Source organism: Streptomyces sp. R41 (genome assembly GCF_041053055.1).
Taxonomy (GTDB): domain Bacteria; phylum Actinomycetota; class Actinomycetes; order Streptomycetales; family Streptomycetaceae; genus Streptomyces.
This window is the reverse complement of record NZ_CP163443.1, coordinates 1,969,940-1,983,564: the sequence shown is the minus strand read 5'-3', so window position 1 is coordinate 1,983,564 and position 13,625 is coordinate 1,969,940. Positions and strand designations below refer to the sequence as shown.

11 protein-coding genes are annotated in these 13,625 nt (G+C 69.1%); 6 read left to right on the top strand and 5 right to left on the bottom strand.

The features are described 5' to 3' along the window. Positions 1-142: 142 nt before the first annotated feature. Positions 143-2,008: an AAA family ATPase gene (locus AB5J53_RS09390; RefSeq protein ID WP_369245162.1), complete on the bottom strand. Its 1,866-nt coding sequence runs from the start codon at positions 2,006-2,008 to the stop codon at positions 143-145. A 465-nt stretch (positions 2,009-2,473) separates the two neighbouring features. Next, positions 2,474-3,127: a uridine kinase gene (locus tag AB5J53_RS09385; protein ID WP_369245161.1), complete on the bottom strand. Its 654-nt coding sequence runs from the start codon at positions 3,125-3,127 to the stop codon at positions 2,474-2,476. Between the two features lie 231 nt (positions 3,128-3,358). Between AB5J53_RS09385 and AB5J53_RS09380 the strand changes: the two genes are divergently transcribed. The 3 genes from AB5J53_RS09380 to AB5J53_RS09370 all read left to right on the top strand — a co-directional run bounded on the left by AB5J53_RS09380 (position 3,359) and on the right by AB5J53_RS09370 (position 7,600). Further along, the gene (locus AB5J53_RS09380; RefSeq protein ID WP_369245160.1) at positions 3,359-4,315 is read left to right on the top strand and encodes a hypothetical protein; all 957 of its coding nucleotides are present in this window, start codon (positions 3,359-3,361) and stop codon (positions 4,313-4,315) included. Between the two features lie 87 nt (positions 4,316-4,402). Next, entirely contained in the window at positions 4,403-5,944 is a 1,542-nt protein-coding gene (locus AB5J53_RS09375) for an amino acid permease (RefSeq protein ID WP_369245159.1), read from the top strand. Between the two features lie 303 nt (positions 5,945-6,247). Next, positions 6,248-7,600: a peptidase C39 family protein gene (locus AB5J53_RS09370; protein WP_369245158.1), complete on the top strand. Its 1,353-nt coding sequence runs from the start codon at positions 6,248-6,250 to the stop codon at positions 7,598-7,600. Between the two features lie 39 nt (positions 7,601-7,639). Here AB5J53_RS09370 and AB5J53_RS09365 read toward each other — a convergent pair whose 3' ends face one another. After that, positions 7,640-9,145 (bottom strand): M1 family metallopeptidase, encoded by a 1,506-nt coding sequence (locus tag AB5J53_RS09365; protein WP_369245157.1) that lies wholly within the window; start codon positions 9,143-9,145, stop codon positions 7,640-7,642. A gap of 225 nt (positions 9,146-9,370) precedes the next feature. Here AB5J53_RS09365 and AB5J53_RS09360 point away from each other — a divergent pair, with 225 nt between their 5' ends. After that, entirely contained in the window at positions 9,371-9,517 is a 147-nt protein-coding gene (locus AB5J53_RS09360) for an SCO1431 family membrane protein (protein WP_369245156.1), read from the top strand. Positions 9,518-9,674: 157 nt separating this feature from the next. Continuing rightward, a complete protein-coding gene (locus AB5J53_RS09355; protein ID WP_369245155.1) occupies positions 9,675-10,334 on the top strand; it encodes a TetR/AcrR family transcriptional regulator in 660 nt (219 codons plus the stop codon). A 51-nt stretch (positions 10,335-10,385) separates the two neighbouring features. Here AB5J53_RS09355 and AB5J53_RS09350 read toward each other — a convergent pair whose 3' ends face one another. Beyond that, positions 10,386-11,624, bottom strand: coding sequence for a glycoside hydrolase family 18 protein (locus tag AB5J53_RS09350; protein ID WP_369245154.1), 1,239 nt, complete (start codon positions 11,622-11,624; stop codon positions 10,386-10,388). A gap of 353 nt (positions 11,625-11,977) precedes the next feature. Here AB5J53_RS09350 and AB5J53_RS09345 point away from each other — a divergent pair, with 353 nt between their 5' ends. Continuing rightward, positions 11,978-13,150: an acyl-CoA dehydrogenase family protein gene (locus AB5J53_RS09345; protein WP_369245153.1), complete on the top strand. Its 1,173-nt coding sequence runs from the start codon at positions 11,978-11,980 to the stop codon at positions 13,148-13,150. Here the strand turns inward: AB5J53_RS09345 and AB5J53_RS09340 are convergent. Continuing rightward, positions 13,113-13,439 carry a hypothetical protein gene (locus AB5J53_RS09340; RefSeq protein WP_369245152.1) on the bottom strand — a complete coding sequence of 109 codons (327 nt, stop codon included), beginning with the start codon at positions 13,437-13,439 and terminating at the stop codon, positions 13,113-13,115. The genes AB5J53_RS09345 and AB5J53_RS09340 overlap by 38 nt on opposite strands. Between the last annotated feature and the right edge of the window lie 186 nt (positions 13,440-13,625).

The window sequence follows — 13,625 nt, the reverse complement described above, 5'->3', positions numbered from 1 at the left end:
GGGGTTGATCGCGCAGTTCCCCGCGCCCCTAAAAGGGGCGCGGGGAACTGCGCGATCTTTTAGCGGGGGTCTGGGGGCGCAGCCCCCAGGTACGGGACGGGTAGGGGCGGAGGGGGCGAAAACCTTCCCCGAGCCACCCCGGTCACATCGTGGACGGATCCTGCGGCCCCCGCCCCGACAGAACCTCCCCGTACGCCTGCATCAGATCCGGCAGCCGCAGCGTCGACAAGTCGTCACGGGACAGCGTCCCGGGGTACAGCGACAGCCGGAGGTCGCGATACGCGCAGCTCTTCTCGTACAGCGTGCGCAGAAAGCGCCCATTGCCGAGCTCGTCGATCCATCCCTGGTCGACGACATGCCCGGCGATCGAGCGCAGCTCGTCCAGCGCCTCCTCGTCCCACGCGTCGCCGTTCTCCGCGGCCAGCACCTCGCCGATGGAGGTGAGTTCGAGGGGCCGGTAGGAGGGGAAGTCGACGCGGGTGGTGAAGCGGGAGGAGAGGCCGGGGTTGGCGGCCAGAAGGCGGTCCATGCCCTCGGGGTAGCCGGCGAGGATGACGACGAGGTGGTCGCGGTTGTCCTCGGCCCGCTTCAGGAGCACCTGCAGGGCCTCGTCTCCGTACGCGTCACCCTTGCCGTACCCGGAGTTCGACAACGAGTAGGCCTCGTCGACGAAGAGGACGCCGCCGATGGCGGAGTCGATCAACTCGTTGGCCTTGACCGCCGTCTGGCCGAGATACTCGCCGACCAGGTCCGCCCGCTGCGCCTCCACCAGATGGTCGCCGCCGAGCAGCCCGAGCGCGTAGAAGACCCGGCCGAGGATGCGGGCCACGGTGGTCTTGCCGGTGCCGGAGGGGCCGGAGAAGACGAAGTGCCGCTTCGGCGGCTGGACCGGGAGCCCCTGCCCGGCGCGCAGCCTCGCCATGTTCAACTGCGCCGACAGCGCCTTGACCTGGCGCTTCACGGGCTCCAGGCCCACCATGCGCTCCAGTTCGGCGAGCGCCTCTTCGAGTAATGCGGGGTCGGTCGGCCCGGCGGGCAGCGGCTGCACCGGCAGCACGGCCTTCTCGCGCACCGAATCGGTCTCCGGAGGCAGCCCGCCCGGTGGTGGGAGGTCGGGCTCCGAGAGCTTCAGGTCCCGTCCCTCGGCACCGAACAGCGGATCCACACCGTCCGGGCCCTCCATCACGTCCTGCCCGACCCCGGCGAGCGTGATCGCCGCCAGGTCGGCGGCGGCATCGTCGTACCCGTCGCCCTCGGAGATCGCCGCGAGCCGTGCCGAGGTGTCCATGAAGGAGGGGTCGACCCGGTGCACCGCCCGGTACAGGGGGAGCGCGGCGGCGGACCGCCCGGTGCCCTCGTGCGCCCGCGCCAGCCAGTAGCGCAGCTCCTTGCGCTGGGGCTGCTCGCTGCGACAGCGCATCAGTGCGGAGGCGAGGAGCGGCTCCGCCTGGCCGTACATCTCGAGGCGGACGCGCGCCATGCCGCCGAAGAGGCCGGCCTCTATGCCCAGCATGGGATCGTTGATCAGCGGATCGGTGTGCCGGACCAACTGCTCCCAGTCCTTGACAAGGTAGGCGCGGCAGGCGTGCAGGAATCGCACCTGGGGGTCCGCGTCGACGGGCGGAAGACCCGCAAGCGCCCGGTCTAGCTCCGGGACATGTCGTCCGTCGAGCCAGTGCGAGGCGTGCGCGAGCAGCAGATCGCGCGGGCTCTCCAGCACCGGCTGGACCCACCAGCCCAGCCAGTACCAGGAGTTGAGGGTGCGACGATGCCGGGTGCGCTGCTCCCCGAAGCGTTCCCGGTGCCGGAACATCCGCAGCAGCGCGGTCGTCGTGTCCACCCGCAGCGCGTGCAGTCCGAGCCAGCCGTCCGCCATGCCAGGGTCCATCCGGACCGCGGCGCGGAACTCCTCCTCCGCCTGCGGATAGGCGCCCATCGTGTAGGCATCCACACCTCGCAGCCAGGCGAGGTCGGCCGGGGCCTGAGGGCCCTGCGTGCCGAAGTCCATCACGTCCCCCACAAACCGTGCCCCCGATGGTCAGGGAGTGTCTCGTGGATCAGGACACCCCCTCGCCGCCGGGCCGGTGCCCGTCGGCAGCTTTGGTCGAACCGCCGTGCCGCGGACGGGAGTTGCATCGGTGCGCAGAGCAGCCGTCCGAAGGTCGCACCGAGAGGCATCGTACCTGCGGTGCATACGCGGGCCGAAGGGTGCCGCCACACCCCGTTCCACGAGGTGGGAGCAGATGGGGCGCACTTCGCACGGTGACCGAGGGTGAGCGAATCACGGCACGCAGCGCCCGGAAAGAGAGGGTCTGGGCAGAACGAAGCCCCCGATCACGGGGGAACAACCGGGGGCTTCGCGACTGCGGGCGGCCTCGAAAGCCGCACATTGAGAACGTAAGTCCTGTACGGCCCCCCGGTCAAGCCGAGTTGAAGCACTGAGGGAACTTCTCATGCAGGGGTCTTCACACGTTCAGCACACTGCGGATGGTCCGTCACCGTGAGTGATGATGTGGTCCGGTCCTGGCGTCTCAACTGGCCCCGGCAGCACCTCGTACCCCTCAGAACACTGCCGCACCAGAAGATCGGCGAACGGCCTTGAGGGGTCCTTGGTGAAGTGTTGGCGCTCCGCGCGGACCCATCCGGCCCAGAACTCGCTCTGCGCCTCCCCGTCCCGGACCCGCCCGCGCGTCCACGCTTCGTCGTGCGGCAACTCCATCCACAGCAGTCGCGCCAGGAACGGGCGCATCGCGCGTCGGCCCGCGCCGACGCCTTCCAGGAGGATCACGGGCGCGGGCGGCAGCGCACGGGCCGGGCCGAAAGTCCGGGCGATCCAGTCGTACGGGGTGTAGTGCGCGGCCTCGCCCCGGCGCAGCGGCTCGACCACCTGGCGCAGCAGCCGCTCCGTCCAGGCGAAGAGCTCCTCGTGCGTCGCTATGTCGTCGAGGTGCAGCACGGGCGCGTCGCCCAGTGCCGCCGCCAACTGCCCGGCGAATGTGGTTTTTCCGGAGCCCGCGTGCCCGTCGACGCCGATCAGGCGGACGGGGCCGCAGGAAGGCGGCAGTCGGCGCAGGTGTGCGGCGAGGTCGTGAATGGGGCTTCCCGGGGTGCGGTGAGATGTCGGCATATTCCTGGGGGACATTCTATCCGGATGGCGTTCACAGCGGATCCGTGGGCACCGAATAGTGCCGCATTGAACTAATCATTGAACAATCCTCAAGAAATCCTTTCGCTCTCCGTATAACCGTGGGCGAGGCGGAACCAGGTATTTCGCAAACGCCGTTCCGGTTCCCCTTGATGCTGAGTAGGGTGCCTGTTGCGCAACTGTGAAGCGTCGTACGGGGATGGACAGGGGAAGATGGCCGCGGGGTTATTCGAGGGGCAGTATGTGTGGCATCCGGCGGCCGACGACCGCAGACTCGCGAGCGTCTGCGTGGATGTCCGGGCCGGCCGCTATCTGAGCGCCCACGAAGCCCTGGCGGAGACACGCGGTGACTTCGGACTGCGCGCCCACCGTTCCCTGGTCCTGGCTTCCGAGGCCGCCGACTCCGACCTCGCCGAACGCTGGCTGGCCGAGGAACCGACCCCCGAGGCCGCGCTGATGTGGGCGCGCGTGGCCGTACTGCGAGCGTTGCGCGCGGCGGACGCCAAGGACGACCGGGCCGAGGCCCTGGAGCGCATCGCGATCACCGCGTGCGACCGGGCCGCGACCATGGCACCCGCCGATCCCACGCCCTGCGTCGCCAAACTGGCCATGGCCCGGCTGCACGACCTGCGTGACCCCGCCCCGCAGGGCCTGCTCACGCAGCCGCCCGGCCCCTGGCAGCTGTTCTCGCACATCCTCCGCCTCGACCCCTGGAACCGCGAGGGCCACCACCGCTTCCTGGCGTTCTTCTTCACGCGGTACGGCGGTTCGGTGAACGCCGCCTGGGACGTCGCAGCCTTCCTGAGTCAGCGAGCCCCCGCCTCCTCGCCGCTGCGGCTGCTTCCGCTGGTGGCCCTGGTGGAGAGCTACAACCCCTCGCAGCTGCTCGTCGACCGCACCTGGGAGCAGCCCCAGTGGCGCTCCACCGCACTCGCCATCTATCAGAACTGGCTTCCCGAGGTGCCGGGTTACCGGTTCACGCCGGTGCTCGACCTGGCGTATCTGGCCCATGCGCTGTTCATGGCCCAGCGCGAGTTCGAGGCGCGCGCGGTCTTCATGGCCATGGGGCCCTACGCCTGCCGGATGCCCTGGAGCGTGTTCGGCGAGCCCGAGGAGCAGCTCTCCCGCGCCCGCCGCTCCTGCGGCCTTCCTGTGCCGGGATCTGCCTGACCCGGCCCGAACCGGCCGTCCGGGCCGCCCGGACGAGTCTCCCAGCCACCCCCAGTCGTCCGGTCACCTCCCACAGAAAGGTCAGTTGTGTCAGAACGGATATCGGCCCCGCGCGCGAGAGGTCAGGTCGGCGAGGATTCCGCCGCGCTCGACGACGACGCGACACTTCATGCGATGGGATATCCGCGAAAGCTCACACGCCGATTTCAGGCGTTCGACAATTTCGCGATCTCCTTCACCATCATCAACATCATCTCCGGTATTTTCTCATCCTTCGGATTCGGTATGAATGCCGGTGGTCCGCGCATTCTCGTTTTCGGCTGGATCGGCGTCTCCGTCATGGTGCTGTTCATCGGCGCCGCCATGGCGGAGGTGGCTTCCGCCTATCCGACGAGCGGGGCGCTCTATTTCTCCGCCGGGAAGCTCGCCAAGCGCCACAAGGGTGCCTGGTCCTGGTACACGGGCTGGCTGAATTTCGTCGGCCAGGTGGGCGGCACGGCCGCCACCGGGTACGCGGCCGCCACCTTCATCCAGGCCTTCATCGCCCTGCAGTGGCACTCGTACGAGCCGACCGCCCAGCAGACGGTCATGATCACGGCGCTGATCATCGTGCTCCAGGGTCTGGCCAATACCTACACCGTGCAGTTGGTCGCCCTGCTCAACCGGATCTCGGTGTGGTGGCTGCTGATCGGGCTCGTAGTGATCGTGAGCACCCTGATCGTGATGCCCGACGGCCACCAGTCGGCCTCGTTCGTCACGCATTTCGTCAACAACACCGGTTTCACGAACGGCCTTTACGGAGGGATGCTCGGCCTGCTGGTCACCAGTTGGACCTTCACGGGCTTCGACGGCAGCTTCCACATGTCCGAGGAAACGGTGCGCGCCACGGTCAACGCGCCCAAGGGGATCACGCGGGCGATCGGCTATTCGGCGATCACCGGACTGATCCTCATGCTCGCCCTTGTATACAGCATTCATGACTATGGCCAAGTGGCGAGCTCTTCGGCGCCGCCCGTGCAGATTCTCATCGATGGGCTTGGCATGGGCACAGCGAAGGCCATCCTGCTGATCGTGATCGGGGCCATGCTCTTCTGCGGCCTGGCCAATCTGACCAGCAACACCCGGCAGATCTTCGCCTTCTCCCGGGACGGCGCGATGCCGGGCTCCCGCTGGTGGCACTCGGTCTCGCCGCGCACCCGTACCCCCGTCAAGGCCGTCTGGCTGGCGGTTGCCTGCTCGCTGGCCCTTGTCGTGCCCGGCTGGTGGTCGCACACGGCCTTCACCGCCATCGTCAGCGTCAACGTCGTCGGGCTCTTCCTCGCCTACGCCGTGCCGATCTTCCTGCGGCTGCGGCTCGGCGACGAGTTCCGGCCCGGCCCGTGGCACCTGGGCCGCTGGAGCAAGTTCGTCGGCTGGGTGGCCGTGATCTGGATCCTCGCCAGCAGCGTGCTGTTCATGCTGCCCCAGGTCTCGCCGATCACCGGCGACACCTTCAACTACGCGTCGATCGCCCTGGCCGCGGTGCTGATCATCGCCACGGTGTGGTGGTTCGCCACGGCGCGCCGCCGCTTCCAGGGGCCGGTCAGCTACGGGCGGCCCGACGAGGTCGCGGCGATGGACCTCATCTGACGGCTCCCGCCCTCGACCCCGGTGCGCGGCGGCGCCGCGCACCGGGGCGCAGGCCCTGCCGTCACCTTCCCGCCTGCCTCGCGGGCGGACGACGGGAAGGTGACGACAGGGCCTGGGTGTCGCAGGTCATGCCAGTGGTCCCGACCAATATTGGTGGGTGCGACGCGGGCCGAAGTGCTGGCAGAAGTCGGCCCCCGGCGTCCATAGTTGGCCCACGGCCATGTACTGGACAACGTCTGAACCCGCCGCTTGCAGCCGTGCGCCTGAACCGTCGCTTCCGGACGAACTGGGGGTCACCCACCCATGACCAGAGCTTCAGAGCCGTCCCGCAGAGCCGTCCTCGCCGCGGCGGTCGCCGCGGCAGCGGCCGGCGCCGCGAGCCCCGCGGCCGCGGCCACTCCGACCGGGTCGGCGGAAGCGCCCTCATCGCTCGTGGACAACCGTGCCTGGACCTCGTACACCGACTGGCGAAGCGGCAGCGCGCAGGGCACGCGGGCCGTGCCGGGCGTCCGTCCCGGCCTGGTGATCGCCGCCCCGGCCGGCACCTACGACTACACGGACCCGCACACCGGCAAGACCGCCGGCTGGGAGTACGCGACCTGGACCTCCCCCGTCCACCGGCTCGCGGTCCCGTCCACCGAGGCCATCGCCTCCTGGAACGCGCACACCCCGGCGGGCACCTGGCTCCAGGTCGAGCTGACCGGCACGTACTCGGACGGCACGGACACCCCCTGGTATGTGATGGGCCGCTGGGCGGCCGGAGACCAGGACATCAGGCGGACGTCCGTGGACGACCAGAGCGACGGCAAGAGCAGCATCTGGACAGACACCTTCTCCATCGACGCCGCCGCTTCGGGCCTGCGCCTCGTCTCGTACCGGCTGCGGCTGACCCTCTACCGCACCCCGGGCACCCGGATCACTCCCACGGTGTGGCGGCTCGGCGCGATGGGCTCCGACGTCCCCGACCGCTTCACCGTCCCGGCCTCCACACCGGGCCTCGCCCAGGAACTGGGCGTCCCGCGCTACTCGCAGGAGATCCACGCGGGCCAGTACCCCGAATACGACAACGGCGGCGAGGCCTGGTGCAGCCCCACCTCCTCGCAGATGATCATCGAGTACTGGGGCCGTAAGCCCACCGCGGAGCAACTGGCCTGGGTGAACCCGGACTACGGCGATCCCCAGGTGTGCCACGCGGCACGCTTCACATACGACTACCAGTACGCGGGCTGCGGCAACTGGCCCTTCAACGCCGCCTACGCGGCGACGTACAAGGACCTCCAGGGCGTGGTGACCCGCCTCGGCTCGCTCACGGATCTGGAGACGCTGATCGCCGCCGGCATCCCGGCCATAACGTCCCAGTCGTTCCTCAAGTCCGAGCTGACGGGGGCGGGGTACGGCACCTCGGGGCACCTCATGACCGTCATAGGGTTCACCGCGGACGGCGATGTGATCGCCAACGACCCGGCGTCGCCGAGCGACGACGCGGTGCGCCGCGTCTACAAGCGGCGTGAGTGGGAGAACATCTGGCTGCGGACCAAGCGGTACAACGCCTCCGGGAAGGTCGTCTCCGGTACTGGTGGCGTCTGTTATCTGTACTTCCCCGCGCATCCGTCGGCTCGGCAGCGCAAGGCGCTGGCGGCGGTGGGGGTTCGCTGAAGCAGGGCGGCCCCTCCCGTGCAGGGGCCGCCCGCCCGCTCAGCTCTGGACCGGATTGACCACCCAGTCGGGGTGGTTCGGCATCGGTGGGGTCTTCGCGCCGTACAGCCACGGGTGCAGGAAGCCGTCGAGGTCCTGGCCGGCGACCTTCGACGCCAGGTCTATGTAGTCCTGCGTACCGGCGATCTTGCCGCGGTACTTGGTGACCCAGGCGCGCTCGATCTTCCCGAACGTCTCCTGGCCGACCTTCTCGCGCAGCGCGTACAGCACGAGCGCCGAGCCGTCGTACCGCATGCGCTTGAAGAGGTTCGGCTCGGTGGGCTCGGCCGGGGCGCCGTAGTCGTGGCGCCACTGGTCGTGGTTCGCGTACGCCGTCTTCATCGTGGCCTCGAAGCTGTCGCCGCCGTGCGCCTGCGAGTACAACCGCTCGTAGAAGCGGGCGTGGCCCTCGCTCAGCCACAGGTCGGACCAGGTCTTGATGCCGACGCTGTCACCGGTCCACTGGTGGGTCAGCTCATGCACCAGGTTCCGCTCGGCGCTGACCTGGTCGCCGAGCAGGTCGGCCTTCGGGATCAGGGAGAGCGTCTGCGTCTCCAGGGCCACGCCCAGGTCGGTGTCGCCGACGAGGAGGCCGTACCGGTTGAAGGGGTACGGGCCGAGCCGCTCCTCCAGCCAGGTGATGTGGTCGGCGGTGAGCTTGCGGTACTGCTCGGTCGGTGCGACCAGGTCGTCCGGGACCACGTCGCGGATCGGCAGCCCGTGCGGGCCCGTGCCGTCGACGAAGGTGAACTTGCCGATCGCCAGCTGTGCGAGCTGCGTCGCCAGCGGCTGTTCGGAGTCGTACGTCCACTTCACGCGCCCGTCGGCCTGCTCGGTGCGGTCGGTGAGCTCGCCGTTGGCGACCGCCTTGAGGTCCGGCGGCGTGGTGATGCGGAAGGTGATCGGTGCCCGCTGGCTCGGATGATCGTTCGACGGAAAGATCATCTTGGCGCCGTTGGGCTGCGGATACAGCACCGTGCCGTCCGGCGTGGGGATCCAGCCGTAGTCCTCGATGGCGTCGTCGCGGTGGCGTATCTGGGTCGGGTCGGCGGTGTAGGTGACCTTGACGGTGAAGGCCTTGCCCCGGGCGAGGGGCTTCGCGGGGGTGACCACCAGCTCGTCGCCGTCGCGTTCGGCGGCGGCCGGCTTCCCGTCGACGGTCACGGTGTGCAGGGTGTTCCCGGCGAAGTCCAGGTCGAAGCGGGACAGTGCCTGGGTGGCGGTCGCCTTGATCGTCGTGGCGGCCTCGAAGGGTGTCTTCGGGGCCTGCCAGTCGAACTCGAGGAGGTAGCGGCTGACCTTGTATCCGCCGTTGCCGTCGAGCGGGAAGATCGGGTCGCCGAGGCCTGCCGCTCCCGGGGACGGGGCGCCGGCTTCGGCGGAAGCGGTGTACGGGGACGTGGAGGAAGCGGCTTGCGAGACCGGACCCGTTAAGGCGGCTGCCACGGTGATCGCCGCCGCCAGGGCCAGGCGAGCTCTGCGGCGAGGCGTCCGGAACGTGCTCATCGGGGACCTTTCGGTTGACTGACCACTGTCGTGTGAGGAGACGCACAGCCCCCGCACATCGTTGTGGAATCACGCGGCATTCGAAGCACGTCGAAGTGATCGGCGCTCGCGGCGTGACCTAGGTCTCTACCGCTGGAACCCGCTTCGGTGGCAAGGTGGTCGAGTCGGTGGGGAGCCGACGTGAGGCGGGGGGCCAGCACCGCACCACTACGTCAGCGAGATGCCATGACCGCGACCTCCGCCACCACCACCCGTCTCCGTGCCCGCACCGGCGGCCCCAAGGACGACGGCCCCAAGATCCTCGAACATGTCGCGGGCTGGACCTTCGTCGTGGTCCTGGCCATGCTCGTCACGCAGCTCGGCCTGCTGTGAGCTGAGCTCTCGGAAAACGGCCCTCCGGAATCGGAAGACGGCCCTCCAGCAGACGACGCCCTCGCGGTCGAGGCAGTCGATCGGAGTCGAACAAGCAGGTGGCACAGGTCTGCCATACTGCCGGTGTCCCGCTGGCAGTTGGAGACCAGGTCCGAAATTGAATAATAGTCAACAGAGCGGCGTCGACCGCCCTCGGGCGCGCGGCACCGACCGCTCCCTTGCGCGCCGTGCCGAACTCATCGCCATCGGACGCAAGTTGTTCGCCGACACGTCCTACGACGCGCTGTCGATGGACGACATCGCACGGCAGGCACATGTCGCCAAAGGGCTCATCTACTACTACTTCAAGTCCAAGCGCGGCTACTACCTCGCCATCGTCGAGGACTCGGTCGCGGACCTGATCTCCCGGGCGTCGGGCGGACTCGAACTGCCCCCCGTGGAGCGGGTGCACCGCACCATCGACGGCTATCTGCGCTACGCCGAGCACAACCAGGCCGCGTACCGCACGATCATCACCGGCGGAGTCGGTTTCGACACCGAAGTACAGGCCATACGCGAGGGCGTGCGCGAAGTCATCGTCGAGACCATCGCCGAAGGCGCGTACGGCAGGCGCAAGATCGCGCCGCTGCCCCGCATGGCGCTGCTCGGCTGGCTCTACAGCGTCGAGGGCGCCACCCTCGACTGGATCGGTCACCCGACACTGCCGCGCGACACCGTGCGCGAGCTGCTGGTCAAGATGCTGGGCGGCGCCATGCGCGCCGTCGAGGAGCTCGACCCCGCGTACCCGGCCCCCTCGGACGCCCGCCGCGACGTATGAGCGAGGGGCGGAGGTCATCCGACCCCCGCCCCAAGTCCCGTACGAATATGACTAGTTGATCGACTTGATCAGCTCGCCGTTCGAGGTGTCACCGCTCAGTTCCCAGAAGAAGGTGCCGCCCAGGCCCTGCGCGTTCTTGTAGCTCATCTTGCCCGCGATGGTCGAGGGAGTGTCGTAACTCCACCAGTTGTTCCCGCACTTGGCGTAGGCGGTGCCGCCCACCGTGCCGGTCGCCGGGCACTTCGACTTGAGCACCTTGTAGTCGTCGATGCCCTGCTCGTAGGTTCCCGCCGCCGGGCCGGTCGCCGTGCCACCCGGCGCCGCCTGTGTGACACCGGTCCAGCCGCGCCCGTAGAAGCCGATGCCGAGCAGCAGCTTCGAGGCCGGGATGCCGAGACCCTTGAGCTTCGAGATCGTCGCGGAGGTGTAGTAACCCGCCTTCGGAATACCGGTGTACGAGTTCAGCGGCGAGTGTGGGGCCGTCGGCCCGGTCGCGTCCCAGGCGCCGAAGAAGTCGTACGTCATCGGGTTGTACCAGTCGACGTACTGCGCCGCGCCCGCGTAGTCCGCCGCGTCGATCTTGCCGCCGGCGGTGGCGTCGGCCGTGATCGCCGCGGTGACCAGGTTGCCGCTGCCGAACTTCGCCCGCAGCGCCGACATCAGGTTCTTGAAGGCCGCCTTGCCGCTGGTGTCACAGGTGTTGCCGCAGGCGTTCGGGTACTCCCAGTCGATGTCGATGCCGTCGAAGACGTCCGCCCACTTGGAGTTCTCGACCAGGTCGTAGCAGGACTGGGCGAACGCGGCCGGGTTCCTGGCGGCCTCGCCGAAACCGCTCGACCAGGTCCAACCGCCGAAGGACCACAGGACCTTGAGGTTCGGGTGCTTCTTCTTCAGCTTGCGCAGCTGGTTGAAGTTGCCGCGCAGCGGCTGGTCCCAGGTGTCGGCGACGCCGTCCACGGACTGGTCGGCCGTGTACGCCTTGTCGGTCGCCGCGTACGAGTCGCCCATGGCGCACTTGCCGCCGGTGACGTTGCCGAACGCGTAGTTGATGTGGGTCAGTTTGGCGGCCGAGCCGGAGGTCTCGACGTTCTTGACGTGGTAGTTCCGGTCGTAGACGCCCCATTCGGTGAAGTAGCCGACGACCTTGGAACCGGCCGCGGCGGCCTGGGCGGTGCCGGTCTCCGGGGCGGCGGTCGCCGTCCCGGCGCCGGCCAGCAGCCCCGCGCCGAGGACGGCGCAACAGGCGGCGGACAGGAGTGCCCGGAGGCGGAAGCGGTGCGGTCTGAGCATCGTGTCTCCTCGTGGGGGAGGGGAGCGTGGGGGCGATGGTGCTGGGACCTGCCGGAGGCCTCCGAGGCCTCCCGATGCCGTTTGGCATGAACGCGCTGACGCGTGAGGGGAACACTAGGAGGACTAGACCAGTGCGTCAATGGTTCGGACCAATTTCCCTTTCTTTTAGTAAGCGGTCGTTAACTGGTGACGCCATGCCTCCGATCGGGCATACTCACAGCGCCACAGCCGCTGATCAGCAGCTTCCGTAACCCGGAAGGGGAGCATCGGCTGAGGCCCGTGAGACCCCGGCGGAGTCGCCCCACCCAAGGCGTCCGTCCGCCGATGTGCCCGACAGGGAGGAGAGCGTCGCCATGCCCGACCGCGCCCCGCAGCCGGTGGACCGTGAACTGCCCACGGACGAGGCCCGGGATCTGATCTCGCTCGTCCGTGACATCGCGCAGCGCGAGATCGCCCCGAAGGCGGCCGAGGAGGAGGATGCCGGGCACTTCCCGCGCGAGGTCTTCAGCCTGTTGTCCGAGTCGGGACTGCTCGGGCTGCCCTACGACTCCGAGTACGGCGGTGGAGATCAGCCGTACGAGGTCTACCTCCAGGTCCTCGAAGAGCTCGCCGCGGCCCGTCTCACCGTCGGCCTCGGCGTCAGCGTGCACTCCCTCGCCTGCCATGCCCTCGCGAACTACGGCACCAAGGAACAGCAGGTCGAGCACCTGCCCGCGATGCTCGGCGGCGGTCTCCTCGGCGCGTACTGCCTCTCCGAGCCGTCCTCCGGTTCGGATGCCGCCTCGCTGCGGACCAAGGCCGTGCGGGACGGTGACCACTGGGTGATCACGGGCACCAAGGCCTGGATCACGCACGGCGGCATCGCCGACTTCTACACCGTGCTCGCGCGCAGCGGTGGCGAGGGCCCCCGCGGCATCACGGCCTTCCTGGTGCCCGGCGACGCCGAGGGGCTGAGCGCCGCGCTGCCCGAGAAGAAGATGGGCATGAAGGGCTCGCCCACCGCCCAGGTCCACTTCGACGGGGTGCGGGTCTGCGACGACCGGCGCGTCGGTGACGAAGGTCAGGGCTTCGCGATCGCCCTGTCCGCGCTCGACTCGGGGCGGCTCGGCATCGCGGCCTGCGCCATTGGTGTCGCCCAGGCGGCCCTCGACGAGGCCGTGGCGTACGCCACCGACCGACAGCAGTTCGGGCGGCCGATCTCGGACTTCCAGGGGCTGCGCTTCATGCTCGCCGACATGGCGACGCAGATCGAGGCGGGCCGGGCGCTCTACCTGGCCGCGGCACGGCTGCGCGACGCGGGCCGGCCGTTCTCCAAGCAGGCGGCCATGGCCAAGCTGCTGTGCACGGACACCGCGATGAAGGTCACCACGGACGCCGTCCAGGTGCTCGGCGGCTACGGCTACACCGCGGACTTCCCGGTCGAGCGCTATATGCGCGAGGCCAAGGTCCTCCAGATCGTCGAGGGCACCAATCAGATCCAGCGGATGGTCATCGCTCGTCACCTCGCGGGTCCCGACTCGCGCTGAGCGGCCCGTCACTCCGTGGGTCGCGACTCGGGCCGAACCGGCCCTCGCCCCGTGGGTCCCGGCCGGCGCTGAACTGCCCGTACCCGTACATCGCCAAGGGTGCCGCCAGCCGGACCCACTCCGGGTCGTGGCGCCCCGGCAGCATGCGTCCGCGATCGGCCCAGGTGCGGATCATGGCGCGGTAGATGGGGGGATCCTGGGCCGTCACAGGCCCCTGCCGAACCGATTCTGCCGGAGCGGGGACGAGGATCCGGCGCCGACGCCCGGTCGCAGAATATGTGGGGGTCATACCAGGGCAACGCGCGGCGGGCGAGCAGGTCACCCGCCCGCGGATTCGAGCGTGAGTTCGCGTCTGGCCCATATGGGGGCCTCGTCCGAGGCGCGATATCTGGCACCGGGCGGTCATCTGACGTACCGTCAACTGCGCCGCCGGGGTCGCACCCCTTCGGATGGCGTCAACTACCGTGCGTCCAGG

What these genes read in the sequence shown, in the direction of transcription:
- AB5J53_RS09390 (WP_369245162.1), bottom strand. Translation starts at nt 2,008, where the DNA reads ATGGACTTCGGCACGCAGGGCCCTCAGGCCCCGGCCGACCTCGCCTGG.
- AB5J53_RS09385 (WP_369245161.1), bottom strand. Translation starts at nt 3,127, where the DNA reads ATGCCGACATCTCACCGCACCCCGGGAAGCCCCATTCACGACCTCGCC.
- AB5J53_RS09380 (WP_369245160.1), top strand. Translation starts at nt 3,359, where the DNA reads ATGGCCGCGGGGTTATTCGAGGGGCAGTATGTGTGGCATCCGGCGGCC.
- AB5J53_RS09370 (WP_369245158.1), top strand. Translation starts at nt 6,248, where the DNA reads ATGACCAGAGCTTCAGAGCCGTCCCGCAGAGCCGTCCTCGCCGCGGCG.
- AB5J53_RS09365 (WP_369245157.1), bottom strand. Translation starts at nt 9,145, where the DNA reads ATGAGCACGTTCCGGACGCCTCGCCGCAGAGCTCGCCTGGCCCTGGCG.
- AB5J53_RS09360 (WP_369245156.1), top strand. Translation starts at nt 9,371, where the DNA reads ATGACCGCGACCTCCGCCACCACCACCCGTCTCCGTGCCCGCACCGGC.
- AB5J53_RS09350 (WP_369245154.1), bottom strand. Translation starts at nt 11,624, where the DNA reads ATGCTCAGACCGCACCGCTTCCGCCTCCGGGCACTCCTGTCCGCCGCC.
- AB5J53_RS09345 (WP_369245153.1), top strand. Translation starts at nt 11,978, where the DNA reads ATGCCCGACCGCGCCCCGCAGCCGGTGGACCGTGAACTGCCCACGGAC.
- AB5J53_RS09340 (WP_369245152.1), bottom strand. Translation starts at nt 13,439, where the DNA reads ATGACCCCCACATATTCTGCGACCGGGCGTCGGCGCCGGATCCTCGTC.